The 25,619-nt window shown below is 73.1% G+C and carries 20 protein-coding genes; 6 read left to right on the top strand and 14 right to left on the bottom strand.

The annotated features are described in order from the left end of the window. Positions 1–126: 126 nt before the first annotated feature. Positions 127–3,351, top strand: coding sequence for a hypothetical protein (locus tag M8H82_RS30320; protein ID WP_250078278.1), 3,225 nt, complete (start codon positions 127–129; stop codon positions 3,349–3,351). Here the strand turns inward: M8H82_RS30320 and M8H82_RS30325 are convergent. From M8H82_RS30325 to M8H82_RS30335, 3 genes are all read right to left on the bottom strand, one after another. Further along, positions 3,345–3,668, bottom strand: a complete 324-nt coding sequence (locus tag M8H82_RS30325) for a hypothetical protein (protein ID WP_250078279.1) — start codon at positions 3,666–3,668, stop codon at positions 3,345–3,347. The genes M8H82_RS30320 and M8H82_RS30325 overlap by 7 nt on opposite strands. 66 nt (positions 3,669–3,734) lie before the next feature. Further along, positions 3,735–3,968 (bottom strand): hypothetical protein, encoded by a 234-nt coding sequence (locus M8H82_RS30330; RefSeq protein WP_250078280.1) that lies wholly within the window; start codon positions 3,966–3,968, stop codon positions 3,735–3,737. A 111-nt stretch (positions 3,969–4,079) separates the two neighbouring features. Continuing rightward, positions 4,080–4,571, bottom strand: a complete 492-nt coding sequence (locus tag M8H82_RS30335) for an RNA polymerase sigma factor (RefSeq protein WP_250078281.1) — start codon at positions 4,569–4,571, stop codon at positions 4,080–4,082. A 387-nt stretch (positions 4,572–4,958) separates the two neighbouring features. Between M8H82_RS30335 and M8H82_RS30340 the strand changes: the two genes are divergently transcribed. After that, complete coding sequence (locus tag M8H82_RS30340) at positions 4,959–5,828, top strand: ABC transporter ATP-binding protein (RefSeq protein ID WP_374211718.1); 870 nt, start codon at positions 4,959–4,961, stop codon at positions 5,826–5,828. Further along, entirely contained in the window at positions 5,825–8,392 is a 2,568-nt protein-coding gene (locus tag M8H82_RS30345) for an FtsX-like permease family protein (RefSeq protein WP_250078283.1), read from the top strand. The genes M8H82_RS30340 and M8H82_RS30345 overlap by 4 nt, the downstream gene beginning before the upstream one ends. A gap of 123 nt (positions 8,393–8,515) precedes the next feature. On the opposite strand, the gene M8H82_RS30350 is transcribed toward M8H82_RS30345, so the two are convergent. Next, positions 8,516–9,892: an AfsR/SARP family transcriptional regulator gene (locus tag M8H82_RS30350; protein ID WP_250078284.1), complete on the bottom strand. Its 1,377-nt coding sequence runs from the start codon at positions 9,890–9,892 to the stop codon at positions 8,516–8,518. Positions 9,893–10,065: 173 nt separating this feature from the next. Between M8H82_RS30350 and M8H82_RS30355 the strand changes: the two genes are divergently transcribed. Next, positions 10,066–10,794: a hypothetical protein gene (locus tag M8H82_RS30355; RefSeq protein WP_250078285.1), complete on the top strand. Its 729-nt coding sequence runs from the start codon at positions 10,066–10,068 to the stop codon at positions 10,792–10,794. Here M8H82_RS30355 and M8H82_RS30360 read toward each other — a convergent pair. From M8H82_RS30360 to M8H82_RS30385, 6 genes are all read right to left on the bottom strand, one after another. Next, a complete protein-coding gene (locus tag M8H82_RS30360; protein ID WP_250078286.1) occupies positions 10,736–11,170 on the bottom strand; it encodes a hypothetical protein in 435 nt (144 codons plus the stop codon). The two genes, M8H82_RS30355 and M8H82_RS30360, sit on opposite strands and share 59 nt — an antisense overlap. 127 nt (positions 11,171–11,297) lie before the next feature. After that, positions 11,298–12,038, bottom strand: coding sequence for a hypothetical protein (locus M8H82_RS30365; protein ID WP_250078287.1), 741 nt, complete (start codon positions 12,036–12,038; stop codon positions 11,298–11,300). Positions 12,039–12,137: 99 nt separating this feature from the next. After that, positions 12,138–13,829: an OPT/YSL family transporter gene (locus tag M8H82_RS30370; RefSeq protein WP_250078288.1), complete on the bottom strand. Its 1,692-nt coding sequence runs from the start codon at positions 13,827–13,829 to the stop codon at positions 12,138–12,140. Positions 13,830–14,054: 225 nt separating this feature from the next. After that, positions 14,055–15,533 carry a phage/plasmid primase, P4 family gene (locus M8H82_RS30375; RefSeq protein ID WP_250078289.1) on the bottom strand — a complete coding sequence of 493 codons (1,479 nt, stop codon included), beginning with the start codon at positions 15,531–15,533 and terminating at the stop codon, positions 14,055–14,057. Positions 15,534–15,699: 166 nt separating this feature from the next. After that, entirely contained in the window at positions 15,700–16,275 is a 576-nt protein-coding gene (locus tag M8H82_RS30380; protein ID WP_250078290.1) for a MarR family winged helix-turn-helix transcriptional regulator, read from the bottom strand. 125 nt (positions 16,276–16,400) lie between these two features. Continuing rightward, positions 16,401–17,399 carry a YdcF family protein gene (locus tag M8H82_RS30385; RefSeq protein WP_250078291.1) on the bottom strand — a complete coding sequence of 333 codons (999 nt, stop codon included), beginning with the start codon at positions 17,397–17,399 and terminating at the stop codon, positions 16,401–16,403. A gap of 302 nt (positions 17,400–17,701) precedes the next feature. On the opposite strand from M8H82_RS30385, the gene M8H82_RS30390 reads away from it, so the two are divergent. Continuing rightward, positions 17,702–19,195, top strand: coding sequence for a hypothetical protein (locus M8H82_RS30390; protein ID WP_250078292.1), 1,494 nt, complete (start codon positions 17,702–17,704; stop codon positions 19,193–19,195). 81 nt (positions 19,196–19,276) lie between these two features. Here M8H82_RS30390 and M8H82_RS30395 read toward each other — a convergent pair whose 3' ends face one another. Then, complete coding sequence (locus M8H82_RS30395; RefSeq protein WP_250078293.1) at positions 19,277–19,885, bottom strand: hypothetical protein; 609 nt, start codon at positions 19,883–19,885, stop codon at positions 19,277–19,279. A gap of 226 nt (positions 19,886–20,111) precedes the next feature. Here M8H82_RS30395 and M8H82_RS30400 point away from each other — a divergent pair, with 226 nt between their 5' ends. Then, on the top strand, positions 20,112–20,666 hold the full coding sequence (locus M8H82_RS30400; protein WP_250078294.1) for a sigma-70 family RNA polymerase sigma factor: 555 nt from the start codon (positions 20,112–20,114) through the stop codon (positions 20,664–20,666). 33 nt (positions 20,667–20,699) lie between these two features. Here M8H82_RS30400 and M8H82_RS30405 read toward each other — a convergent pair whose 3' ends face one another. From M8H82_RS30405 to M8H82_RS30415, 3 genes are all read right to left on the bottom strand, one after another. Beyond that, positions 20,700–21,203, bottom strand: a complete 504-nt coding sequence (locus M8H82_RS30405) for a thioesterase family protein (protein WP_250078295.1) — start codon at positions 21,201–21,203, stop codon at positions 20,700–20,702. A gap of 104 nt (positions 21,204–21,307) precedes the next feature. Then, positions 21,308–22,126 (bottom strand): RICIN domain-containing protein, encoded by an 819-nt coding sequence (locus M8H82_RS30410; RefSeq protein ID WP_250078296.1) that lies wholly within the window; start codon positions 22,124–22,126, stop codon positions 21,308–21,310. A gap of 94 nt (positions 22,127–22,220) precedes the next feature. After that, positions 22,221–25,529 carry a right-handed parallel beta-helix repeat-containing protein gene (locus tag M8H82_RS30415; protein ID WP_250078297.1) on the bottom strand — a complete coding sequence of 1,103 codons (3,309 nt, stop codon included), beginning with the start codon at positions 25,527–25,529 and terminating at the stop codon, positions 22,221–22,223. Between the last annotated feature and the right edge of the window lie 90 nt (positions 25,530–25,619).

Raw genomic sequence — 25,619 nt, forward strand, 5'->3', positions numbered from 1 at the left:
AGGACCAGACGTTTCCCGTTGAACACCTGAGGAAGGCCGGTCGCTTGCGTCGCTGTGCGGCCGGGGTCGCTCGAAGGGGGAGAAGATGGCGCCGCTGCGACGAGAGCGGACGGGCAACCACCCGCCGTGCGTCCCGGGCAGGCCCCGGCAGCCGTCTCCCGGACGGCGTCACCGCGTCGTCCGCGGCGCGTCCGCGGACTGCCGTACCCGCCGCCGCGCACGACGGGCGGGTACGCGGTGAAGCGGATCGGCGCGGCGGTCTCCCGGTTGGCCGGCCGCCGCGAGACGGAGCCCAGCGCCCGGGGGACCGCGGCGGGAGGCGAACTGCGCACGGAGGTGTCGGACGGCGTCCGGCTGGTCCACTCGCCCTACGAGGATCCGCCCGGAGAGGACGCGGGAGCGTGGCGCTCGCTGCGCAGGGACGCCTCGGTCGTGACCGTGCTCGTCGGCGCCGTCGCCGCCGGCCACGCCGAGCTGTGGCCCGCGCTCGGCGAGGTCCTCGACTCCCTCGCCGAGGAGGGGGTTGAGGAAGTACGCCTGGCGCTGGCCGACGCGGCGGCCGAACGCACCGGTGGCCGCACCCCGCTCGCCGAGCGGATCGCCGACATCTGGGGGATGCGGGTCATCGCCGCACAGGGGGCGATCGCCGCCCTCCCCGACGGCTCCCTGTTCGCCTACGGCGCGGGGGACCGCCGCGCCGGCTGGCGCCGCTTCCGGCCGCAGGGCGAGACGGAGGTGCTCGGCCCCCGCGATCCCGCCCCGCCCTGGCAGGCGGCGTACGAGCGCCTGCCCCGCCGGCTGGACGGCGGCTGCGTCGTCGACGCAGTTCCGGCCGGAGTGCTGGTACGGGGCGCGGGCGACATGCCGACCGGCCCCGGCCACCTCGCCTACGCCGTCCCGCCCGACGGACGCCGCCCGCTGATCCTGATCGGCGGCGCCCGCGGCCGCCTCGCACCCGCCGCGGCGGTGGCGGGCGCGCTCGCCGCGCTGCCCGGCGACGTACGCGCCGCGACCGTCCTGGCCCCCGGCGCCCACCAGGACGTGCTCCCGGTCGCCCAGGAGGTGGCCGACCTCCTCGGCATGGAGGTGGAGGTACTGACGGGCCTGCCACTGACCTCGGCCGACGACGCACCGGGCACCCCGCACACGGTCACGCTGACCGACGCCGCCGGACGGCCCACCTGGCGGCCGACCGTGGGCGCGGTGCGGTGCCTGCCCGCGGACGGCACGGCACGGCCGCAACCGCCGCGACGGGTGCGCCTGCGGTCCCCGCTGGCCGAGGGGCGGCTCGCCGGCGACGGCACGGTCGAGCTCTCGGACCGGTGGCGGCTTGCGCTGACCCGCTCCGGCGCCCTGCTCCAGGAGCGCTCGGCCCCGCCGGTGCCCGCCGCCCACCGGCCGGTGGACCCCGAACGATTCGTCATCGACGTGGCCTGGCGGGGCGCGGAGACCGATCCGTCGCTGCTGCGTGCCTGCGAGCTGCTGCTGAACACCCTGCACCCGCAGCTGCGCCGCTATGCCGAGCTGCGCGTCGGCGGCCTGTCCGGGGAAGCCCTGCGGGACGCCACCCGTATGGCCGTCCGCCACGGCATAGCCCTGACGCGGGAGCCGCTGCCGGGGCAAGTGCCGATGCAGGGGCAGACATCGGCCGGTGCCGGCACCGGAACGGCACGCCCGACGGTCGCCCGCCCGCCGGGCGCGCTTCCGGTCCGGAACGCGCCGGCTACCGCCGTGACCGCTGTGGCCGCCGACGGACGGAACACCGCGGCCACACCGGCTCGGGCCGGCGTCGCCGCCGTGGCCCGGCCGGTAGGGGTGGCCCGCGAGGTGTTGGCCGCGTTGGCCGGCGGCGACATCGACGAGACGGCGGCGGGAGAGGGCGCTCGCGGTCCGGCGGCCGGAAGTGCGCCGCCCGAGCAGGTGCCGGGAGCGCCGGCGCGGGAACCGGGGGAGCGTGCGGACGAGGGGCGTTCGCCGCGTGCCGAGGCCGGTGATGCCGGGCCGGTGGTTCAGGGGCCGGTGGCCGGGCCCGTGCTGCCCGTACGGGTGCCAGGGGCGTCGGCCATGATGGACGGGCGGCGGGAGCGTGCGGGGGATCAACGGCCGCCGCGTGGGGGAGACGAGGAGGGTTTCCGGACCCCCGAGCGGGTGCCCTCGGGCACGCCGGCCCCGCGGCCACTCGGCGCGGTCGTCGGTCCGGCCGCGGACACCGCCGGGCCGCCCGCGAGGGCTGCTGCCCGCCCCGGTCCCGTGACGGCACCGCCGGAGGCGGACAGTCCCGCGCGGACGGGCCGGCCCGCCCCGCCGCGCGCCCCGGGAAGCGACGAGGAGGGGCCTGGGAGCCGGAAACCGGCTGGTGTCGACGCGGACGTAGCTGCGGGTCCGGATCCCGTTCCAGGTCCGGCGGGTGCGGAGCTGGCTGCCGGGCCCGACTCCCTGACCGGCGGCGCGGACGCGGGGGCGGTGACCGGTGGACGCGAGCGCCAGGCACCGGACGGCGGAGGGGAGATGCCGGAGGTTCCGGGCGGCGGAGGGGGGGTTCCGCAGAGCCGGGGTGCAGGCTCGTCGGCGGCGCGTGGCGCGGTCCGCGCCCGGCCCGCGCCCGCGGTTGTGTGGGGCCCGCCGACCGCGCAGGACCGTACGGCCTTCCGGCAACTCGTCGGATCCGCCTGGGACCGGCACGCGTCCGTGATCACCCGTGCCCTGGTGCGTATGCCCGCGCTGCGCGGTGCCCGGCCGGACGAGGCCGTCTGCGATCTCCTCGCGGTCCACCTGTACCTGACGGCACCCGAGGACAGCCCATTCGCGTCCGCTCACCTGGACGCGGCACTGGAGAGCGGCGACAGCCGGCTCGCTCCCTACGTCGTCTGCCTGACCGCCGGGCTGCGCCGGCTCCCGTCCTACCGGGGAGCGGCGGTGCGCGGACCGGGCACGGCGGTGGAACCCGCGCAGGACGGCACGGTGCGCTTCGCGGCACCGCTCGCCGCATTGCCCCTGGCCGCCGCCGCGCAACGGCCGGGAGCGGGCTGCGTCCTGTGGTCCGTCACCGCCCGCCGTACCAGGCCGCTGCTGGGCACGGCCGCCGACGAACTGCTGCTGTTCCCGCCGGGGACGCGCTTCGACGTACTGGACGCGTCCGCCGCTGGGGCGGACGCGTCCGTGGTGCTGCTCGGTGAGCGTGCCGACCGGCCCGATGGCGTGCCCGGTTCCGTTCTCGCGGCGGCCGATCAGTCGGGGGAAACCGTCTCCGACCGGCTCCGTGACGCGCTGAGCACTCTCCCGTCGGCGCCGCCGGGCACCGCGTCGGACTGGCCGCGTCACTGCCGGGGGAGCGGCCGGCTCCCTCAGTAGACGGTCTTCGTGAACGACCTTCTGCTGTCGAAGTAGAAGTGGGCCACGGCGAGTTTGGCGTTTTCGGGGTAGTAGGCGTAGACCACCACCTGCTCCTGGGGGACACCGGCGGTGATCGTGGTGGACGCGCAACTGTTGGGCGCGATCAGGCGTGTGTAGGAGCCGCGCAGCACCAGATGCGCGTTCACGTTCTGGGCACGAGCGTTGCAGAGAGTGAAGGTCGCCGACGCGGCGGCTGACGCGGACCCGGCGGTCACGGTACCGGCCAGCATGAGGAGTGAGGTCGCCGCCACGGCGACGCGAGCGATCAGGCGCATGTCTGTTCTCCCAGGTGCTAGCTAGAGGCTTGCCGGGAGGAGTAACGGCGAGGCGGCCGGACCGGTTCACCGGCCGGAGGAGTTCCCGGCCGGGAGGGCTCCTGGGACGGGAGGATCCTTCGGCTCCCGGCGTCGGCTCGGCGAGCCGCCGGGGAGCAGCGGGACGGTGAGCCCGGCTCCGTCGTCGTCCAGCAGGATGTCGTCCAACAGGGCGTCCCGGCGGGCCAGGTCACGGGGTGCCACGTCCTGGGCGCCGGCCGGGTCCATGACGGTGAGGCGGGCGAAAAGGCCGTCGTGCACGGTGGGTCTCCTCGGGTCGGGGGTCGGTGGTGTCCGGCCGACGCGGGCGCCGGGCGGGGGGCCGGGAGGTCCGGCAGGGCGGGGATCACGGGAAGGGCCGGCGGGGCCGGTTCACGCCATCAGCGAGGCCAGTCGCCGGCCGGCGAGGGTGAGCCGCAGCGAGTAGGCGATCCGGGTGCAGCCGATCACCTGGGCGGCCTCCGCGTCCGGCAGCCTCTCCCACACATGCAGGGCGAGGACCTCCTGGTCGGCCTCCGTGAGGCCCTGCCAGGCATGGACCAGGGCGGTGCGGTCCTCGCCGCAGCCGGTTCCGTCGTCGTCCTCCGCCAGGTCCACCCACTGTCTGATCCGGACGGGCAGCGCGGATCGCGTGCCCGCGCCGCGGTCCATGCCGAGCATCACCTCGCGGGCGGTGCGCAGCAGCCAGACCCGCGGTCGGTGGGACAGCTCGCCGCGTCCGCGCCACGCGGTGAGGAAGGTCTGCGCCACGACGTGCTCGATCTGACCCGGAGATGCACGGCGGCGAACGAAGCGCAGGACCTCCGGGTAATGGGCCCGGTACATCTCGGCGAAATCGGCCGTGCCGTCGGTGTCGGCGGACATGGCACCCCCTCGTTGTCTCTGCCCGTGCACACGGTTCGGCCGGCGTGGATTCCCCCGGCGCGGGGCGACGCTTCTCGCCTCCGTCTACGAGCGGAGCGGCCCACCGGTTCGGGCGCAACCCACCTGTTCTCCGGACGTTTCCGGGGGCGGTTCCGGCGGCGAAGAACCGGCGACCGGGGGAGCGGGGCAGGGTGCGGGGCCGCATGCGCACCACGGCGTCCAGACCATGCCGTGCGGCCCCGCACCCCGGCTCAACGGCGAAGAGGCGTCTGCGGTTCAACCGCGCCGCGAACTCGTCGTTCCTGCCGTTCACGGGCGCAACCGCGAAGTCGGTCACGTTCTGCCTGTCCTTGAACCAGCCCCGCTCACCGGCCGTTAGCACGAACGATGCCGGTACGGAGCGCAGGTCAGCCCGTGCCCGAATGCGACCCGTTCGCTCACCATCCGACACCTATCGAGGGGATTCACGTGACCACAGCCGTCAGCACATCGACACATGCGAACAGCGAGGAGGGCTCAGCCGTCGCCGCACGAGGACACCAGCTCGTCAAGGCGTACGGCTCCGGGGAGACCCGGGTACTGGCACTGGACCACGTCGATGTGGAGATACGGCGCGGCCGGTTCACGGCGATCATGGGACCGTCCGGCTCGGGCAAGTCCACCCTGCTGCACTGCCTGGCCGGCCTGGACACCGTCACCAGCGGGACGATCGAGCTGGGCGGCACCGAGATCACCGGCCTCAAGGACAAGGCGCTCACCCAACTGCGCCGGGACCGGATCGGGTTCATCTTCCAGGCGTTCAACCTGCTGCCCACGCTGAACGCGCTGGAGAACATCACGCTGCCCATGGACATCGCCGGCCGCAAGCCCGACCAGGCCTGGCTGGACGAGGTCGTCGCCACGGTGGGACTGGGCGAACGCCTGAAGCACCGGCCCAACCAGCTCTCCGGGGGCCAGCAGCAGCGCGTCGCCGTCGCCCGTGCCCTCGCCGCCCGGCCCGAGATCATCTTTGGTGACGAGCCGACCGGCAACCTGGACTCGCGGGCCGGCGCGGAGGTCCTCGGCTTCCTGCGCACCTCCGTGGACGACCTGGGCCAGACCATCGTCATGGTCACCCATGACCCGGTCGCCGCCTCCTACGCGGACCGTGTCCTCTACCTCGCCGACGGCAGGATCGTCGACGAGATGCAGCAGCCCACTGCCGATGCCGTACTCGACCGCATGAAGGCCTTCGACTCCCGGGGGCGGACTTCGTGACCGTGCTGCGCACCTCCGTCCGCACCGTCCTCGCCCACAAGGGCCGCATGCTGCTGTCCGCCGTGGCGGTGGTGCTGTCGGTCGCGTTCGTCTCCGGCACGCTGGTGTTCACCGACACGATGAACACCACTTTCGACAAGCTGTTCGCGTCCACCGCGCCCCACGTCACCGTGGCGCCCGACGAGGACGCGGCACCGCCCGGCGACCGGCCCGCGACCCTGCCTGCCGCCGCCGTCGGTGCCGCGGCGAAGGCCCCGGGCGCCGCCGGGGCCGAGGGTGCCGTCGCCGACGTCCCGGTCACGCTCGTCGGCGACGGCAACGAAAGGCTTGCAGCCCCCGGCAACGCCGGTGTCCTCGCCGGAAGCTGGACGAAGAACGACGAACGGGCACTGGAGATCACCTCCGGCCGGTTGCCCCGCGGCGGCTCCGAACTGGTCCTCGACGCCGACACCGCGGCCGAGAACGGCCTGAAGACCGGTGACGAGATCTCCGTGGTCGCGCTGCCCGGCGACTTCACCGCCACGATCTCCGGCATCGCCTCCTTCCGCTCCTCCGGTCCCGGCACCGGCGTCGTCCGCTTCGACCCCGCCACCGCCCAGCAGCGCCTGCTCGGCGAGTCCGGCGTGTTCACGCACGTCCACGTCACCGCCCGCGACGGCGTGAGCGACACCCGGCTCAAGGCGGCGCTCGCCACCACACTGCCCGGCTCCCCGGAGCTGCTGACCGCCGACGAGGCCGCCGACCGCGAGGGCGGCGCCCTGTCCTCCTCGCTGGACGCGCTGACCTACGCGATGCTCGGTTTCGCCGGCGTGGCGTTCCTCGTGGGCACCTTCCTCATCGTCAACACCTTCTCCATGCTGGTTGCGCAGCGCACCCGGGAGATCGGCCTGATGCGGGCGATCGGGTCCAGCAGGCGCCAGGTCAACCGCTCGGTGCTCACCGAGGCCGTCCTGCTGGGCCTGGCCGGTTCCGTCGTGGGCGTCGTGGCCGGTATCGGCCTGGCGGTGCTGCTGATGACCTTCGTGAACACATCCGGCGTCGAGACATCCCTGGGCGACCTCACCGTCGCCTGGACCACCCCGGCCGCCGGCATCGGCCTCGGCGTCGTGGTGACCGTGGTGTCGGCGTACGTGCCCGCCCGCCGCGCCGGGAAGATCTCCCCGATGGCGGCGCTGCGCGACGACGGCTCCCAGGCCGCCGACGGCCGCACCGGCCGCGTGCGGGCGGTGGCCGGCACGGTGTTGTCCGTGGTCGGCCTCGGCGCGCTGGCCGCGACCGCCACTACGGAGGAGACCGCCCGGGCGGGCGCGCTGCTCGGCCTCGGCATCCTGCTGTCCCTGGTCGGGTTCGTCGTCGTCGGTCCCCTGCTGGCCGGGGTGGTCGTGCGTGGCTTCGGCGGCGCGCTGCTGCGCTGGTTCGGGCCCGTGGGAAGGATGGCCGAGCGCAACGCGCTGCGCGATCCGCGCCGCACCGGCGCGACCGGCGCCGCCCTCATGATCGGGCTCGCACTGGTCGGCTGTCTGTCGGTGGCCGGCTCGTCGATGGTGGCTTCGACCGCCACCATCCTCGACGAGTCCGTGCGCGGCGACCTGATGGTCACGCCCGACTCCGGGCAGCCCATCGTGCCGCAGGCGCAGCGCGCCCTGGAACGCGCCGAGCACATCGAACACCTCACCGACTACCGGCAGCTGGGCGGCAAGGTCGACACCGGCTCCGGCGACCCGGCGAACACGGTGATCTTCGGGGCCGACCCCACGTTCACCAAGGACCTCCTCGCGGAGGCCGCCGCCGGTGACCTGGACGCGGCGTACACCCCCGGCAAGGCGGCCGTCAGCGAGACGTACGCCGAACGGCACGGCCTGAAGGTCGGCGACCCGCTGAAGGTGGCGTTCGACGGGGGCCGGACCGGGCAGATCACGCTCGCCGCGATCATCACCGACGAGTCCAACACCGACAACGAAGCGCTCTACATGGGCCTGACCACGGTGCGCGAGTACGTCGACGAGAAGAACCTGCCGCTGAGCGTCTCCCTGTTCGCCGAGGCCGTGGACGGCGAGGAACAGGAAGCGTTCGTCGCGTTCGAGAAGGCCCTCGCCCCCTACCCGCAGTACACGGTGCGGAGCACTGCGGACTTCAAGGAGACCCTGCGCGAAGAGATCGGCCAACTGCTAAACATCGTCTACGGGCTGCTGGCGCTGGCGATCGTCGTGGCGGTGCTGGGTGTGGTGAACACCCTGGCCCTGTCGGTGGTCGAACGGACCCGTGAGATCGGCCTGATGCGGGCCCTCGGCGTCTCCCGGGGTCAACTGCGCCGCATGATCCGCCTGGAGTCCATGGTCATCGCCCTGTTCGGCGCGCTGCTCGGGCTCGGGCTCGGCCTGGCCTGGGGGGCCGCGGCCCACCAACTGCTGGCGCTGCAGGGCCTGACGACGCTGGACATCCCCTGGCCGACGATCCTGACGGTGTTCGTCGCCTCGGCCTTCGTCGGTCTGCTGGCGGCGCTCGTCCCGGCGTTCCGCGCGGCCCGCGTCAACGTCCTGCGGGCCATCGCCGCCGGAGCCTGACGGCCTGGACGGCCGGTCCCACCCACGCCCCCGCTTCCCGGCGCCTCCCCGGGGAGCGGGGGTTCGCCGCGCCGGGACTTCGGGGGACGGTGAACCACGGCGCGTCAAGCGTCGAGACACCCGTCAGGTGGGCTGGACGCGCTCGGTGCCGGTCCGGCGCCGCCGGGCCTGGCCGTGCAGCTGCCGGGGCGACGCCGTGCCGGTGGCCATCCGGCTCTGGGCCTCGGCCCGGTGCCGCCGGTACCCGTGCAGCGGCACCACCATCGCGAGCGGCGCGCCGGTCACCGGCCGCAGCAGGGTCACCGTCCCGTGCCGTACGGCGCCGTCGCCCTCGGAGACCTCCGAGCCCGCGCGGGCAGCGGCTACACCGGGCTCCTGAGGGTACCCGGCGACCGTCATGAGGGCGTGCGCGAGAGCTTTCGGTGACCGGCGGCACAGCTCGTTCAGGAAACGGGTGCCGTCGCCGTCGCCCGTCCCGGTCGTGGCGGCGACGGCGTCGAGGAGCCGGGACAGCTCTTCGGTGGGCCGCGCCGCGCCGAAGGGGTGGTGGGCCGTCCTGGTTCCGTTCGCCGCCGGTGCCGCCGGTGCGGCGGCGGGAAGGGTTACCGTCCGCAGTCGGCCGGAGCCGGATGCCGACGGCGCGGTTCCGCTCCCGTCGGTGCCGGAGACGTCGTGCCGCAGGATGTCCTCGTAGGCCCGGCGCAGCTCCGGTCCGGGGTCCGCGCCGATCTCGTCGGCCAGCGTGCGGCGTACCGCCTCGAAGCGTCCGAGCGCCTCGGCGGCCCGCCCCGAGGCGTACAGGGCGTGCAGCAGGACTACCCACGACGACTCGCGCAGTGGCTCCCGGGCGACGATCTCCTCGGCCGCGGTGACGGCCCGCAGGTGGTCTCCCTCCTCGTAGAGGGCCCGTGCCCGCAACTCCTGCGCGAAGGAGCGAAGTTCCGTCATCCGGTACACCTCGCCCTGGGCGAAGCGACGGCCCAGGGCGTCGTAGTACGGTTCGCCGCGCCACAGGGCCAGGCCGGCCTCCACCTCCCGCAGCGCCTGGCGCGTGCGGCCTGCGGCGAAGTGGTCACGGGCCCGGTCCGTGGCCGCCGTGAAGAGCGTGCTGTCCCGGTGTTCCACGGGCATCCGCAGGACGTATCCGGTGGCTTCGCGCCGGAGCACCGCGGCGTCGGGGCCGGCCCCGGACGAGTTGAGCGTCGAGCGCAGCCTGCTGATGTGCGCCTGTACGGAGGAGGCGGCGGCGACCGGCGGCTCACCGTCCCAGAGGTCGTGACACAGGCGTCGCACGCTCACCGGACAGGCGTCCGCGAGCAGCAGCCGCAGCAAGAGCGCGCGGCGCTGCGGCGGTCCCAGGTCGATGACATCTGCTTCGCCTGCGCGGCGCAGCCGAAGCGGACCGAGGACATCCACACACAGGGGTGCGCCGGGCCCGGGGGAGTGCGCCCGGGCTGCGGCCAGCCGGTCAGTTCCGGGCATCTGCGTGGTCTCGGTCACTTGCTCCCCCTGCCGTCGGTCACCCTGACGAGCACATCGTCGTCCGGCGAACTGCTCACACGGCAGACCGGTTTCCTGCTCACTTCGACCGGGATGCGGGGTGCCGGGGTGAACCACCGGGGCGGCCACGACGTTCCAGAGGTGGTGGCGCGGGGGAAAGCGCAGGAGTGGTCATGAATTGCGAGCAGGTGAAATCCGACCTGGCGGCCGAGATGCTGGCCGGGCGGGACGAACCGCGGGACGCGGCACACGCCGCCCATCTGCGCGGCTGCCCCTCCTGCCGGAGGGAGCGGGCGGAGCTGCGGCGGGTTCTGCGGCTGTTGTCCGGCGTGTCACCCCACGACTGGCTCGGCACACCACCGGCACCCGACCCCGAGCGAGCGATCGCGGCATTGCGCGGCGATCCGTCGGCTACGGCGGGGGCCGTCGGCCCGGTCGCCGACGCGGGGCAGCGCGGGCGGCACACGCATCTCGCGGTCGCGGTCGCCTTCGCAGCAGGACTGATCTTCGGCGGTGGTGCGGCGGTGGCGGGTCACGCCGGCCAGAACTCCGCCGAACGACAGGCACTGGCGGCCGGGCCGGCCAGATCGTTGTACGCCCGCGATGCCGGGACGGGCGCCGAGGGGGAGATCGAGACGCGGGCGCGGCGCTGGGGCACGGAGGTCCGGCTCACCGTGAGCGGAGTGGAGGGCCCGCGCCGGTGCTCGCTCGTCGCGATCGGCGAGTCGTCCCGCCGGGAGGTGATCTGCAACTGGGCGGTGTCCGGAAGGCAGGATGCGCCGCCGGGCGACGGAGGGTCCCGGCTGACACTGGCCGGCAGCAGCTCGCTGGCACAGCAGGAGATCACCGCGTTCGAGGTCGAGACGTCCGACGGGGAGGTGCTGCTGCGGCTGGCTCCGTGACCGGCCGCGCGCCGGGATCAGGCCACCCCTTGCGGGGTACGGGCTCGCCGCCGGATGCGGGGCCGTGCGGCGGGGCCTTACGGTCGGCCGACACAGGCTGGTGGGTCTCGTGCTCGCGCAGCCGCCGGTACCAGGGACCGATCAGACTGGCCAGCAGGACTCCGCAACCGACCTGGAAGGCCAGGCGGAGCCAGCCGTTCGGAGCGTCGTCGACACGGTCCAGCAGGGTGGCCGACACGGGGTAGGTGAGGGCGACTCCCGCCGCGACCAGCCACCAAGGGCCACCGGACCGGTTCCTGCGCAGGAGGTCGGTCACCACGATGGCGGTGGCGATGGCGACGACCGCGGCCACCAGCGCGGTGATATTGCTGTGCATCGAAAACGGCCTTCTGTTCTGCCCAATGCGGCCGAGTGAGGCCGCGCACGTAACCTTCTGTCTGTTGAACGCCGGCCCGCGATGACAGGTTCACCACCGGCAGGTTCACGCTCGGGCGGGCGGGGTGTCAGAGGGCCATGAGCGTCACCGTGGCCGCCAGTCCCATCCCGTAGGCCACGGTGTAGTACCGGAGCATCGGCTGACCGGGAGCCCGGCACAGCAGCACCACGGCGAGCACGGTGACGGCCGCGACGACGAACAGGTCGGCGCCGATCCGTTCGAAGGCCAGGTTGGCGACGACGGCGCCGCTCACGAAGAGCGCGTTGACGGTGAGCAGCACGTTGTCCGTCCGCGTCAGCGCCGTCCGGGTCGGGGCGGCGGCCTGCGCCACCATGACGGCGAGGTTCAGCAGCAGGAACCCCGCGAAGAACACGTGGTGCGAGAAGGACTCGTCGTGGAAGGCGACGATGTCGCACCACCGCGACGGTCCGGCCGTGCAGAAACGCCCGTTGAGGTAGTTCGCGAACTCGTGGTCGCCGTAGCCGACTCCGTACAGGTAGACGCCGATGACGAAGAGGACCCCGACCGCGCGGCGCCCGCGGTCGCGGTGGGCCGGGGCGGCCACCGCGCGCAGGTGGCCGAGGAGCACGAGGTGCGTGACGACGGTGAACAACCCGAGCAACAGGTTGTTCAGTTCGACCCAGCGCATTGCCTGGTGCGGCAGCACGTGGCCGAGCGTCAGCGTGCTGCGCCGGTTGACGGACAGCAGGACCAGGAGCAGCGACACCAGCGCGAGCAGCAGGTGCAGCTGTCTCTGCCCGGTGGCGCGGGCCACGGGCCGGGGAAGGGAGGGGAGGAGGTGAGTCACACTGACCTCTACGACGGTTCCCGTCATCGCGTTCGACGCGGAATGTGGCGCGGTGTACGGCGGTTGCGACCGGGCGGTGTGGGCGCGGGGGCGGCGGGTTCAGAACGACTGCTGCATGCGGGCGATGTCGTGCAGCGAGCTGCCCGCCACGAGGCCCGCACCGACCACGGCCGGTTCGTCCTGCCGCGCCGCCCGCACGGCGCCGCCGCCCGCACGGCGGCCGCGGCGGGTCCACGCGACCCGGACCCCCAGCGCGGCCAGGATGAACCACCCGGCGTTCGGCATCCCGACGAGCAGCCCCAGGCCGAACAGGATGCCCATCTGGCGGGACGATCCGCCGAGGAGCTGGAGCAGTGCGCCGGGCACGGCCCACAGCGCCATCTCCCGCACGGCAGCCCCGCCGTCGAGGCCCGCGGTGATGGTGTCGGCGTACACCCGGGCGATGGGCGGCACGTCCGACTCGGACAGGAACCCCTGCCAGGTGACGGCCACGACGACGACCGCGACACCGAAGCCGACCAACTGGGCGAGGTACTGCTGCCGCCGCCCGGCCAGTTCGTAGGGCTGCCACGGTGTCACGCCGCGCCGCAGCAGCCAGCCGCTCTTCAAATCGAAGCCCATGTCGGCGAAGGCCGGCCCCGTGGCGGCGATGTATCCCGTGAGCAGGGCCAGCGGCACCGTCGGCATGCCGACGAGCAGGCCGGCCATCATGAAGACGACGGTGAGGGCGAACGCGGGGAACCATCCCGAGTGCATGGCGGTCAGCCCCACGATGAGCTGGTGCGCCAGCGCGGACACCCCGGCGAACAACACCCAGCCGACCAGCGCGACACCCCCGAGGTCGGCGCTCAACCCGCCGAACAGGGCCAGGGCCGACGCCCCCAGGATCAGCAGCACGCCGCCCTCCACCAGCCCGCGCCGCAGTCGCGCGCCGTCCACCGTGCGCCGCCGCGGATCGAACCGGTCCTCGTCCACCGGCCGGGCCTCGCAGTCCCCGGGCGGGCCGGTGACGGCGGTGCTGTCCGGGACCGCGGTGCCCTCGCCGGAGCGCAGCAGCAGGCGGACGGCCTGTGCCAGCGCCACGCACCCCGCGCCGATCATGATGCCGTGCGGCACGTGGCGGGCAGCGAGGTCCACGTCCCACAGCGCGGGGACGTACTGGGCTATGAGGAGACCCACCGCGAACATCCCGAGGGCCCATACGTTGCCCAGGAAGGCCAGCCCGGCCGAGCCCAGCGGAAGTCTCAACGCCGCCCCCGCCGCCCCCACCAGAGCGCTCAGGGCCAGGATGCGGGCCTTGCGGCCTCCCTGGTCGCCCGCCTCGATGGTCTCGGCGGCCGCGATGCCGGTCGGCCACGGCGCGTCCGCAGGCAGCAAGGCCGAGTCGAAGGTCCGGTAGAGCACCCAGCTGTCTACGGCCAGCCCGACGACGGCACCGCCGAGCAGCGTCCAGACCAGTTCGGGCCGGCCCAGCGCCACAGGGACGGCCAGCGGCATGAGCAGCGAGTTGGCGGCACCGAACGTGGACCCGGAGACCGCCGACTGCACCAGGTTCTGCCGCTGCGGGTCACGCAGGCGCGACAGACCGGCCATCTTGGTCCGGCCCAGCGCCATGGCCACGACGGCGCCGATGACCGCGGTGTTGGCCGCGACACCCACGGTGGTGATCAGCACCAGACCGGTGACCGAGCCGAGTACGGACAGGACGATGACCAGCGACAGCGTCACCGGCTCGAACGCGCGGGGATGCGCATGCCGGATCGCCGCGTCGCGGACGGAGGAGCGGGGCATGGGCCGGGACGGCCTTCCTGGATGCGGGACTGCGCCTCGTGGCGCACCTTTCCGGCTGCTGCCCGCACGAGAACGCGCAGGAGCACGAACACGAGCACGGCCTCGGGCCGACAGTGATCGCCACGGGACACGCACCGCCGATCGGTGGTGCCGTAGATCATTGTGTCCTACCGGATTACCGCCATCGCGTGCGGGCGCTGGGGAAGCCTCGCCGTACGAGCTCGGTCAACGCGCTCGTACGGTGTCCCCCGCCGCAGTGACGAGATCGACACCGGGGTAGAACTTCCGCTGGTTCGAAAGGATCATGTCCCGCGGCCCCGCCAGGCCGGCGGCGTCCCTGACCCGGGCGGCGAAGGCCCGGGAGGACAGCGGGCTCGCCCCTTCGGGGCGGCACCAGCTCCGGTAGGCGTTGTAGAGCAGGGTCTGCTCGGTCCTCGTCGACGGATCCAGCCGACAGCACTCCTCCAGGAAGCGGCCCGTGTGGTCCTCCGTCTGCGCGTAGGCGTCCGTCGCCGTCCGCACTCTCTCCGGGCCGGCGAGGTCGCGCGAGCCGTTCAGGTAGCGCCGCGCACCCGCGACGAGCCACCGCAAAATGCCCGGCCCCTCCTCGCGCACCAGGACGTCCGCCAGGTTCTCCACCGTACGGTCGTCGGCCACCACCCGTTCGAAGGGAATGACCCTGATCCTGCGCCAGAAGGCGAAACCGCCCGTGCCGACCTCGGGCCGGTGGTTGCCGAGCAGCCAGAGCTTGTGCGTCGGGCGGAAGGAGAAGAAGTCCTGGCGCATGCGGCGGGCCTTGAGCCGGTCGCCGCCGGTGAGCAGCTTCACCCGTGCCTCGTCGAAGCGGTCTCCTGGCCGCAGTTCCGAGCAGACGACAATGCGCCGCCCGTGCAGCTCGGCCAGGTCCGTGGGGTGCCCCTCAAAGGGCTGTGCCATGAGGAAGCCGGGCGGTGCCGCGTCGGCGTAGTCACCGAGCAGTTTCATCATGACGTCGAGCAGCACGCTCTTGCCGTTCTTGCCCTGTCCGTACAGGAACGGCATCACCTGCGCGCCCACGTCGCCCGTGATCGAGTACCCGAGCAGCTCGTGCAGGTACGCGATCATGCGCAGACCCTCGGCGTCGTCGCCGAAGGTGTCCGTGAGGAACCGGTCCCAGCGCGGGGTGGGCATGTCCTGGGGCGCGACGGCGGTGCAGCGGGCGTGCGGATGCCGCTCCGGATCCGGGCGGGCCACCTCGCCCGTGCGCAGGTCCACCACTCCGGCGGGCGTGCACAGGGCGTAGGGGTCGGCGTCCAGCGCGGCCGGGCTCAGCGCCATGCCCGGGGCGGATTTCGCCTGCTCCAGGACGGCCTTCATCCCCGACGTCGACAGCGCTCGCCGGCGGTTGCGGCCGAGCGCCGCGGTGCTGTGCCGGCCGGTGACGTCACGTTCGGCCAGGGACTCCGCCATCTCGCCCGCGGCCCACAGCGCGGCGTCGTCCTCGTCGAGCCGCCAGCGGCAGCCGGCCCAGCGGTACCAGCCGTGACCCGGTACGTACCGGAACTCCCGGGCGTACAGGGCGACGAAGAGCCTCGCGTTGCCGCGGTCGGTCGGGCTGTCGGGGACCAGACCGTACCGGGTGGCGGCGAGGGACGGCTCGCGGTACCCGTCCGACTCGGTCACGTCGAACAGCGCCTCCGCCACCGCGGTGGTCCGGTTGTCCATGCACACCCCCTTGGGACGCCGCCCGGCCGGCCGGGCGAGAGCCGGCCGGACCGGTGTTCCCAGCCCTGTGCTCAGCGACTGAAGCGACCGGCCTTCCGATATGGCTCTACGAGAAGGCGCGGCCGGTGGTTCACCCCGGCCCGCCGACGCGGCCGGCCCACGAGACTCACGACGTGGTCAGGGCAGGGGCTGTCACAGGGGTGGTCACCGGAGGTCTCACGTCAGGTCCCGCGGTCAGCGTCCCCTCCGGCTCGGCCAGTTCGCGGAGAGCGCCGACGAGAGCGCCGTACGCGAGGGACGAGGCCGGGAGCGCGGCGCGCAGGTGCGCCTCGACCTCCTGAGCGGGCCCCCGCAGGGCCTCTCCGGCCTCGGTGGCCGACACCTCGACCCGTCGTTCGTCGTCGGGCCGTCGGCGGCGGTCGACCAGCCCCGACGTCTCCATCCGCTTCAGCAGCGGGGACAGCGTGCCGGAGTCCAGCCGGAGGAACGCGCCCAGTTCCCCGACCGTGGTCGGCCCGCGATCCCACAGGACCAGCATGACCAGGTACTGCGGGAAAGTGAGTCCCAGCCGCTCCAGCCGGGGGCGGCAGCGGCCGGCCAGGGCCCGGGCCGCCACGTGGAGGACCAGGCTCAGGTGATCCCCGGTCTGGTCCACCGTCCGGTCCGCGGTCCGACCCAAGGCCGTGACCGGCCGCTGGGGCGCCGCCATCGCCACCGTCGCCGGCTGCCGGTCCTGATCCATGAGCGTCCTCCGAGGCGAAGCGGGCCGCCTGGGCGCGGCGGGGCCTTCTCCGGTCCTACGTCGGACCGGCGCCCCGGGTTCGGTCGAACCGGCAAGAAGAACACGTCGGCTCGCCGTCCCGCGCGCTACCAGAGGGTCACCCAGCACTGCTGCGCCAGCAGCACGCACGCCGCGGCGTTGACGGTCCGGTGGGACAGGATGACGGCGACGAACTCCCGGATCGTCGCGCTGGGCCGGAAGTAGGCGGCGGTGGGTGAACCGAGCGCGTGGCCTCTCACCCCGGTGGCACGCGCCAGCAGGGCGGCGCGGAAGGCGTGGAAGTCGTTGGTCACGATCACGCACCGGTAGTCGGTCCCGGTCTGCTCCATGATGGCCTTGCTGAACCGCAGGTTCTCCTCGGTCGTGCGGGACCGCGCCTCGCGCCGGATGTGAGCCTCGGGCAGGCCGCGCCCGGTCAGGTACGCCGCCATGGCGTGCGCCTCCGGGACGGTCTCGTCGGGCCCCTGGCCGCCCGACGTGATCACGACCGGGGCCCTGCCGCGTGCGGCCTGCCGGCTGTACACGGCACCGGCCTTGTCCAGTCTGCTCGCCAGCAGAGGCGGCACCCGGTCCCCGCCGAGCAGTCCGGAGCCGAGGACGACGATGTAGTCGAGGTCGGCGCGCACCCTCAGGCCGCCGTAGAAGGAGCCGTAAAGGACGTAGCAGGCGAAGAGGAAGGCGAAGTACACGGTCGTCAGCACAGTGATGCCGGTGACGATGGCGAGCGGACGCGAGCCGGTCACCATCGCCAGGAACAGCAGGCCGACCACCGACAGGACGGCGACACCGGTCAGCAGGGACAGGAGGTTGGCCGGCCGCCTGCCCTCCTTGCGGACCATCTGCACACCGTTGGCGATCAGACAGGAGCACAGCAGCAGCACGGCGGCACCCGCCAGCACGATCAGCGTCGAGGCCGCGTACGTCAGCAATGGTCCGCGCGATGTCCTGAGTTCGCCGATCAGCGCCACGCCGAGCAGGCCGAGGAAGGCACCCAGGGAGACGGCGTTGCTGAAGCGCCGCAGATCGGTCGACACCCCGATGACGAAGACCAGCAGCGCGGCGGCCGCCAGCAGGTAGATCAGCACTGTCGTCCTTCTCGTCCTTCTCGTGCATCTTGAAAGCGCCGGGTCGCCGCGGCGGTCGGCGTCGCTGAGGACGGCCGGCGCCACAGGGAGGGGTGGGCACCGGCCGACACCGAGCACAACGGCCCTCCCGTCACCGCGGTTCAGCCGCCGTCCACGGCCTCGCGGCAGGGGCGGGTGGGCCGGCACTAGGTGGATCGGCCAGCGGGTGAACCAAACTCCCCGGCCCGCGTAGAGAAGAGGACGGGGGGATCAGGGCGACCGCGGCCTTCCCGCCCGCTCACTTCGACCACACCGGAGGAAGAGTGGACAGCACACCGACGCCCACAGGGCGCCAACCCGGCAGGAACAACCGCCGGACCATCTCCGGAGACGACCCGCCCGCACGGCCGGCCGGCCCCCGCCGACCCGCCGTACGCCAGGCGGTCTCGCTCCCCGCGGTGGCGGGGGACCCCGACGAACAGCTCGGCCGTCTGGAAGCCCAGCGCAGAGGCGCCCGGAGCACCACCGAGCCCGCGCCGCGCACCGGCACCGGAGACGGAGAGGCCGTCTCCGGCCGGGAGGAGGCGCCCGGTGAGGCGACGCGCGGCGAAGAGGGGAACGAGCCGGAGCCGCCGACGCGAACAGCGTCCCGGGGCGGTGGCTGGCGCCGCCTGACGCGAGCCGGTTCGGACCGGACCGCCTCCTCGCAGAGCGGCGCGGCGGCGTCGGCCCAGGCACCGTCGGCGGTCACGGGAGGAGCGTCCGCCGGGACGCCGTCGGCAGCCGCCGGTGGCGCGCGTACCGGCACGGCGGCGCGCACCGGCGCGGCTTCGCCGCATGGGGACACGGACACCGCGACCGCAGGCGACCCGCAGACCCCCCGGGGTACCGGTGGGAACCCGGACGGGCAAGGGGACGACGGTCGTCCCAAGAAGCCAATGCTGGCCGCGGCGGCACTGGCGGGGGTGGTACTGATCGCCGTACCCCTGCTGCTCGCCGGTACCGGAGACGACGAGCGCAGGCAGACCACCGCCGGCGCGTCCCAGGACACCCTGCTGGCGGGTGGCGATGGGACCGGCGACGAACTCGGGAACTTCGTGGCCGACCCCTCCTCCGACGAGGCCGACGCGAAGGGTAAGCCCGGCGCGGAGGGTAAGCCCGGCGCGGACGAGGAGGGCACGGACGGTGCACACAGCGGCGCGGGACTGGGCGACGACACCGTGCCGAACGGACCGCCGGAGCCCGACTCGTTCGCCGTCACGGGCGAGGGCGGCAGCGGTAACGGCGGGGCGGACACCGGTGCCGCCGACGACGCTCCGGCCCGGCCGGACCAGGACGACACCTCGCAGGGCGGTGACTCCGACGGCGAGTCCCAGCCGGCCGCGGACGACACCCCCCAGCTCAAGTCCGAGCTCATCCAGGCCTGGGAGAAGGGCTCGCACCGGCTGACGAACCAGCAGACCGGCAAGTGCCTGGTGCGCACGTCGACGCGTTCCGTGGCCCAGGGCTCCTGCGGCAGCGGCGACACGTGGCGGCGATACTCCGTCGCGTCCGGGACGTGGCTGCTCAAGCACGTCGGGGCCAACCGGTGCCTCGACACCGACGGCAAGCAGCTCTACCTCTCCAGCTGCACCGTCAAGGACGCCGGCCAGATCTGGCGCCTGCCGACGGCCGACTGCGCCGTCAACCTGGTCAGCAAGGCCTTCGGCACGTACGTCACGGGCTGGAACGACGGGACGGCCAGCGCCACGACCCGCAGCGCGGTGGACCAAGCGGCCAAGTACAGGTGGCGCGCACCCCAGCTCACCGGCTGCTGACGGCCGGACACCGGGCAGTGTCCCACGGGGTGCGGCGGGAGGCGTGGGAAGCCCCGCTCTCCCGCCCCACCCTCCGCGAGGTCAGCCCAGGTCCGGCAGATCGGTCGAAAGACCGCTCGGCAGATCCGTCGGCAGATCGGTGGCGCCGCCCGTGATCGACTCGAGCACGTCCTCGAGGCCGGGGAAACCCTCCTCGGGCGGGGTCGCGAACCAGATGCCGCCCACTCCATGGCCCTTGACCTGACCGGGCGCGGTGTCCTTGGCGTACCGGTAGACGGGCACACCGGCCAGGGTGAGCTGCTCGACGCCGTCCGCCCGCTTCAGGGAACCCATCAGCGCCGAGTCGATGCCGGGCGGCAGTGAGGCGCCCTTGGCCGGTACCGGCGGCCACAGCGTGGCGCACTTGCCCTCGCACGAGGAGGACGGCGGCTGCGCCGTGTCCTCGCTGTTGCGGTAGAGGGTGAAGCCCGCCTCGTCCGTCAGGATCGGCCCCAGCTTGGGATCGGCCGCCAGGGCCAGCAGGCCGACCGGGTCCTTCGCCCTGCCCTGCGCCTCGGTGGCCGGTGCCGACGAGGCCGCCTTCTGCGCGCTGTCCTCATCGCCGCCCACGGAGCAACCCGCTCCCAGTACCAGAGCCGCCGTCACCAGGGTGAGCGCCCCGACGCGTCGCCGCGCCACTGTCTTCGCCATCGTCGAACCTCGTGTCTCCTCGCGCCGGACAGCGCGTACACCCGTCCCTACGAGGCAGACCCTCCCGAGGTTCGGAAAACAGTCGGGTGCGGTCGGAAGGGTTCAGCGGCGACAAGGTTTCGACATGGTTGTCTCAAGTTCCAGCGGTCAGTGTGTGGTTGCTCTGCCGCGTGTGGGCGGGAGGGCTGTCACAACGAGATCTGATCGACGATGAGGGCGCCACGGAATGAGGCTGGCCGACGGCAGTGCGCCGGGTACGGGGACCGTGGGAACCGCGGACGAGTGCGGAGAATTCATCCGGTCGTTGTACGCGCAGCACGGATCGCTGCTGTTGCGGTACGCGGTGCGGCTGCTGGGCGGGGACTGGCACCGGGCGGAGGACGTGCTCCAGGAGGCCGCCGTCCGGGCGTGGCGGCACGCCTCGGTGCTTGGGTTGAAGGTCGAGGAGGCACGGCCGTGGATGTTCACGGTGGTGCGCAACCTGGTGACCGACCACCACCGCGCCCGCCTGATCCGCCCGCCGGAGGTGTCGACACAGCTGCTGGACATGCCGGTCGAGGACGGCCTGGACGGGCTGCTCACGAGGCGGGCCGTGACCGAGGCGCTGGAGGAGTTGAGCGAGCAGCACCGGGAGGTCATCCAGCTGATGTACTACCTCGAGTGCAGCGTGGCGCAAGCGGCGGAGCACCTGGGGATACCGCCGGGGACGGTGAAGTCGCGTTCGTACTACGCGTTGCGGGCGCTGCGGAAGGTTCTCGCCGAGCGGGGCATCACCGGCTGAGGCCGCTCCCGGTGCCACTGGGAGCGGGGTTCCTCACACCTCCACCGCGACCTCCGCCGTCCGGGCCGTGAGCGAGGCGCGGGCCTCCTCGGACATGAAGGGCTCAGCCACGCGCAGAAGGTCCGCGGGGAGCGGCGCCGGACGCAGGGTCGCCGGATCGAGGTTCACCTGGGTCCGCCGGCCCGTGGCGTGCACTACCGAGCCGTCGGCCGACAGGAGGCGGAACGCGTAGCGGTAGCTGGTCCGCCCCACGTGGTCGATCCAGAAGTGAACCCGGATCTCGCCGATCCGCGTGATGGGCGCCTGGTAGGTGAGCTCAAGGGCCCGTACAACCTGCACTACTTGCTCGGTCCCCGGTGTGCCCGTGCCGCCCAGGGACACGTCCCGTGCCGCCCAGTGGGCCATCACGGCCCGTTCGAGGAGCACGGCGTAGCGGCCGTGGTGCACCATGCCGTACGAGTCCAGGTCGTCGAAGTAGACCGGAACCGTCCCGTGCGCCCCCACGCCGTGCCGGCCGTCCGCAGTCACCGTCGTCATCACGCCTCATTTCGTTATCGGTCCATGTTTGTGCTTGTCCGAAGGAGGCAACGGGCGCGGTCGGGTTCCGGTTCACCGCGGGGGCGCGGGCCGTGGCGGGTGGGTCAGCAGCGCGTTATGGTCGGTGACTTCCAGGCGCGCTTGGCGTGGTCGTCGATCTCGGCGAGCGGCGCCACGGTGAGGGTGCCGTCCAGCCAGCCGCTCAGGTAGCGCTGGTCGAAGGCGCCGCTCCTGATGTACACGTCACAGGTCTCCAGCCGGGTGGACACACGCCAGTGCTGGCCCTCGTCCTGGGCGGTGCAGCCGGAGAGGTAGAGCACCTTGCCGTTGGTGTCCAGGCACTGGCCGCTCGTGCGCTCCTTCATGAGGAACCTGCCCGGCCGGCCCGTCTCCTCGAAGCGCCAGGGGGAGTCGTCGCAAGCGTTCTGCGCCAGCTTCCGGCTGCCGGGAGCCCCGGCGGTGAGGCACTTGCCCGTCGCGACGTTGGTCAGCCTGTGCTGCACCTCCAGCCAGTTGTTCGTGGGCGTCCCCTCCACGCCGGGGATGGTGTCCTGGAGCGCGTCGTCGTTCGGATGCCCGTCTGTCAGGGGCAGCTTCTTCGACTCCCTGTGCTGGTTCGGCTTCCCCTGTTTTCTCGATTCGGTCTCCTTCTCCTCTTTCTCCTTCTCCTTCTGCTTGCGGGATTCGAGTTCCTCCTTGGACAAGGGCGGAGGGGCGTCCAGGACGTCGTAGGACGCGTCCGTCTTCGCCGGGTCCGGCGCGGGGGCGTCCGCACCGACGGCCTGGACCCGCTCCGGCGGGGTGTTCCCGTCGTCCTGCAGGAGCAGTCCGCCGGCGGTCAGTCCGACGACGAGCGCGGTACCGGTCAGCACGGCCACGCGTATGCGGGTGCGGGTGTCCCCGGTCGTGGGTCGGGTGAGCATGAGGAACCTTCCGTGAAATGGTGACGGCAGGTGATGCACACGTCACTACGTACACCGGGGCTTTCGGTTCACCCGCCGCCGCGGGGCCCGGGGCTCAGACCGCGATGACCCCGGCGTCGATGTCCTCGGGCAGCAGCAGCCGCAGGTCGTCCATGGTGGGCGAGGCCAGGCCGCCGATGCGGCGGGCGTGACGGGTCATCATCGACTCCAGGAGCTGCCGGGCCAGCCGCGCGTTGCCGAACGAGCGGTCCCTGGGCAGGGCATCGACATACGACCGCAGCGCATGACCCGTGGTGTCCGCCAGCTCGTAGCCGGACTCCAAGGCGCGCCGGCCCATGATGGTGACCAACTCCTCGGTGGAGTAGTTCTCGAAGGTCACATGCCGGGAGAAGCGTGAGGCCAGACCGGGGTTGGAGGCGAGGAAGCGCTCCATCTCCTCGGTGTAGCCGGCGGCGATCACCACCACCTCGTCGCGACGGTCCTCCATCAGCTTCAGCAGGGTGTCGACCGCTTCGCGGCCGAAGTCGGACGACGCGTCCCGAGGGGTCAGGGTGTAGGCCTCGTCGATGAACAGAACTCCGCCCACCGCCCGTTCGAACGCCTCCTTGGTGAGCTGGGCGGTGTGCCCGATGTAGCGGCCGACGAGGTCGGGCCGGGCCACCTCGACGAGCTGCCCCTGCGGCAGGACGCCCAGGGCGTGCAGCAGCTGCGCGTACAGGCGGGCCACGGTGGTCTTGCCGGTGCCGGGCGGTCCGGCGAAGACCAGGTGCCGTCCGATGGCCGGGACGGGCAGGCCGGCGGCCTCCCGCTGCCGCGCGGTGGCCAGCAGGTCGACCAGGTCGCGTACCTCCCGCTTGACGGCCCCGAGCCCCACCATGGCCTCCAGCCGGGCCAGCATCTCGTCCTTGCGCGCGGCGGCGGAGGAGGCGGTGCGCGCGTCCACGGCCGCCCCCGTGTCCTCGGGCAGCAGCAGCGACAGGTCGGCCTCCCCCACGTCGGGCAGCGCCGCGAGCCGGGACGCCTGCCGGTCGACCATCTCCTCGAAGAGCTGGCGCGCGGCGCGGGCGTTGCCGAAGGTGGCGTCGCGGGGCATGCGCTCGTAGCGGGTGGCCAGCGCCTCACGGGTGCCCGGACCGAAGGCGTACTGGTTCGCCTCGCACATGTTCTCGGTGATGGTGACCAGCTCGTCCACGGAGTAGTTGCCGAACTCGACGACGCGGGTAAACCGCGAGGCCATGCCCGCGTTGGCGGCCAGGAACCCGTTCATCTCCTCCGAGTAGCCGGCGGCGACCACGACCACGTCGTCGCGGTGGTCCTCCATCAGCTTCACCAGGGTGTCGATGGCCTCCCGCCCGAAGTCGTGCCCCGAACCACCGCCGCCGGAGGCCAGCGTGTACGCCTCGTCGATGAACAGCACACCGCCGAGGGCCCGGTTGAAGGCCTCGGTGGTCTTGATGGCGGTGCCGCCGATGATCTGCGCGACCAGGTCGGCGCGCGACACCTCCACCAGGTGCCCCTGCTCGAGCACGCCGAGCTGGGCCAGGATGCTGCCGTAGAGCCGGGCCACCGTGGTCTTGCCGGTGCCGGGCGGTCCGGCGAAGACGATGTGCCGGCTCATCGCGGGCACCGGCATGCCCAGCCGCACCCGGCGCTGTGCCATGGCCTGGAGGTTGACCAGGGTGCGGACCTGCTCCTTGACGTCCTCCAGGCCCGTCAGCGCCTCCAGTTCCTCCAGCGGGCCCTGCGGGCGGGCCCGCTGCGGCGCGGGCCGTCCCCCGGCGCCCGCCCCGGTGCCGCCGGGCTCCTCCTCGGGCGCGGTCAGCCCGTTGCCCTCCTCCCGCACCTCCCGCACCTCCAGGCGGTCGTGTCCTCGGGTGGCGCGCAGGCCGTACCCCTTGTTCGAGGACAGCGCGCACTGGGTCAGCGAGACCGGTTCGGCGCTGTCGACGCGTACGCCGTCGCCGGTGTTCTCCGCGAGGTCGCAGGACGAGAGTGCGGCCCGGCCCCCGTCGGCCACGAGCACGCCGTGGCCGCCGGACTCGGTGACGCGCACCCGGGTCAGCGTGAGGTCGGCGCCCTCGCGCACCGTGACGCCGGAGCCGCCGCTGAGCCGGACCTCGCAGTCGCGCAGCGTGCCGCGCGCGTTCTCGGCGCTCACGCCGGAGCCCGTCGCGGACTTCAGCACGCTGTCGGCCAGGGTCAGTTCACCGCAGTCGGACAGGTGCACGGCCGAGCCGCCCGCGTCGTGGACCGTGCACTCCTCCAGCCGGCCGCGGCCGTTGTCGGTGATCTCCACGCCGTGTCCGCCGGAGCCGGTGACGGTCGTGCGGCGCAGCAGCGGGTTCGCGCCGGAGCGGACGGTCACGCCGGTGCCGGCGCTGTCCGCGACGTGCAGCCGGTCGAACTCGGCCGCGCTGTCCTCGGCCAGCCACACGGCGGGCGCGCTGCCCGCGCAGTCGCGTACCGAGACGTCGCGCAGGACGGGTGCCGCGCCCTGCACGATGCGCAGCGCGGGGGCCTGGGACGCGGTGAACGAGCAGTCCTCGAACGTGCCGCGGGAGCGTTCGGTGATCACCAGGGCACTGTCCCCGGTCCGCTCTGTACGGCAGCGGCTGAGGATCGGGTCGGTGCCGGAGGACAGCACCAGGGCGGCGCCGGTGGTGTCGAGGACGGTCACCTCCCGCAGGGTCTGCCGGGTGCCGGAGGTGATCAGCACGCCGACGGCGGTGTCGTGCACGACCGTGTGCTCCACGGTGGTGAGCGCGCGGTCCTCCAGGGCGAGGGACGGCTTCTCGGTGGCGCTGATGTCGCAGTGGGCGATGTGCGTCTCGGCCTCCCCGTTGCACAGCACGCCGTTGCCCTGGGCGGCGCGCATCCGGCTGCCCCGGATGCCGGCCCGTCCGCGTTCGGTGACCACCACGGCGGAGGTGCCCAGGTGCTCGATCTCGCAGTTCTCCACGACGCTGCTGGTCGGAGCGGTGATCACCACCCCGGCTCCGGCCGGGTTGGTGATGCGGCAGTCGCGCAGCGCCAGGAAGCCGGTGTCCCGGGCGAGCAGCGCCGTCCACCCCGAGCCGATCACGGTACAGCCGTCCAGGGCCACCTCCCCGCGGGCGGCGTCCACCACCGGCAGGTCGTCCTGGCCGCCGCGCAGGGTCAGGCCGGCCAGCATCACCGCGTCGGCGACGAGGGTCACGGCGCTGCCCTTGCGGGGACACAGCTCAACGCTGCCGGGTTCGCCATCGGCGACGACCGTCACCCTCCTGCGGACGGTGAGGTTCTCCTCGTAGCGGCCCGGCCGGACGCGGATCATGGCGCCGGTCCGGGCTCGGGCGAGTGCTTCCCCGATGGTGCGGAAGCTGTCCGGTTGTTCCGGGCAGACGGTGAGCAACTGCCGTGACACCCTCGACCTCTTCTCTCCTCAGCGTCGCCGCCCATGCGCCGACGGCCCCCGGGAAGGCCGACGGGAGCGACGGCGGTCCTGCCCATGCCT

Origin of the sequence: Streptomyces sp. YS415, assembly GCF_023544665.1 — a bacterium.
Taxonomy (GTDB): domain Bacteria; phylum Actinomycetota; class Actinomycetes; order Streptomycetales; family Streptomycetaceae; genus Streptomyces.

Excerpts from the sequence above, each read along its gene's own strand:
- M8H82_RS30325 (WP_250078279.1), bottom strand. The coding sequence starts at position 3,668 with ATGCGCCTGATCGCTCGCGTCGCCGTGGCGGCGACCTCACTCCTCATG.
- M8H82_RS30335 (WP_250078281.1), bottom strand. The coding sequence starts at position 4,571 with ATGTCCGCCGACACCGACGGCACGGCCGATTTCGCCGAGATGTACCGG.
- M8H82_RS30340 (WP_374211718.1), top strand. The coding sequence starts at position 4,959 with ATGCCGGTACGGAGCGCAGGTCAGCCCGTGCCCGAATGCGACCCGTTC.
- M8H82_RS30355 (WP_250078285.1), top strand. The coding sequence starts at position 10,066 with ATGAATTGCGAGCAGGTGAAATCCGACCTGGCGGCCGAGATGCTGGCC.
- M8H82_RS30360 (WP_250078286.1), bottom strand. The coding sequence starts at position 11,170 with ATGCACAGCAATATCACCGCGCTGGTGGCCGCGGTCGTCGCCATCGCC.
- M8H82_RS30370 (WP_250078288.1), bottom strand. The coding sequence starts at position 13,829 with ATGCCCCGCTCCTCCGTCCGCGACGCGGCGATCCGGCATGCGCATCCC.
- M8H82_RS30375 (WP_250078289.1), bottom strand. The coding sequence starts at position 15,533 with ATGGACAACCGGACCACCGCGGTGGCGGAGGCGCTGTTCGACGTGACC.
- M8H82_RS30380 (WP_250078290.1), bottom strand. The coding sequence starts at position 16,275 with ATGGATCAGGACCGGCAGCCGGCGACGGTGGCGATGGCGGCGCCCCAG.
- M8H82_RS30395 (WP_250078293.1), bottom strand. The coding sequence starts at position 19,885 with ATGGCGAAGACAGTGGCGCGGCGACGCGTCGGGGCGCTCACCCTGGTG.
- M8H82_RS30400 (WP_250078294.1), top strand. The coding sequence starts at position 20,112 with ATGAGGCTGGCCGACGGCAGTGCGCCGGGTACGGGGACCGTGGGAACC.
- M8H82_RS30405 (WP_250078295.1), bottom strand. The coding sequence starts at position 21,203 with ATGACGACGGTGACTGCGGACGGCCGGCACGGCGTGGGGGCGCACGGG.
- M8H82_RS30410 (WP_250078296.1), bottom strand. The coding sequence starts at position 22,126 with ATGCTCACCCGACCCACGACCGGGGACACCCGCACCCGCATACGCGTG.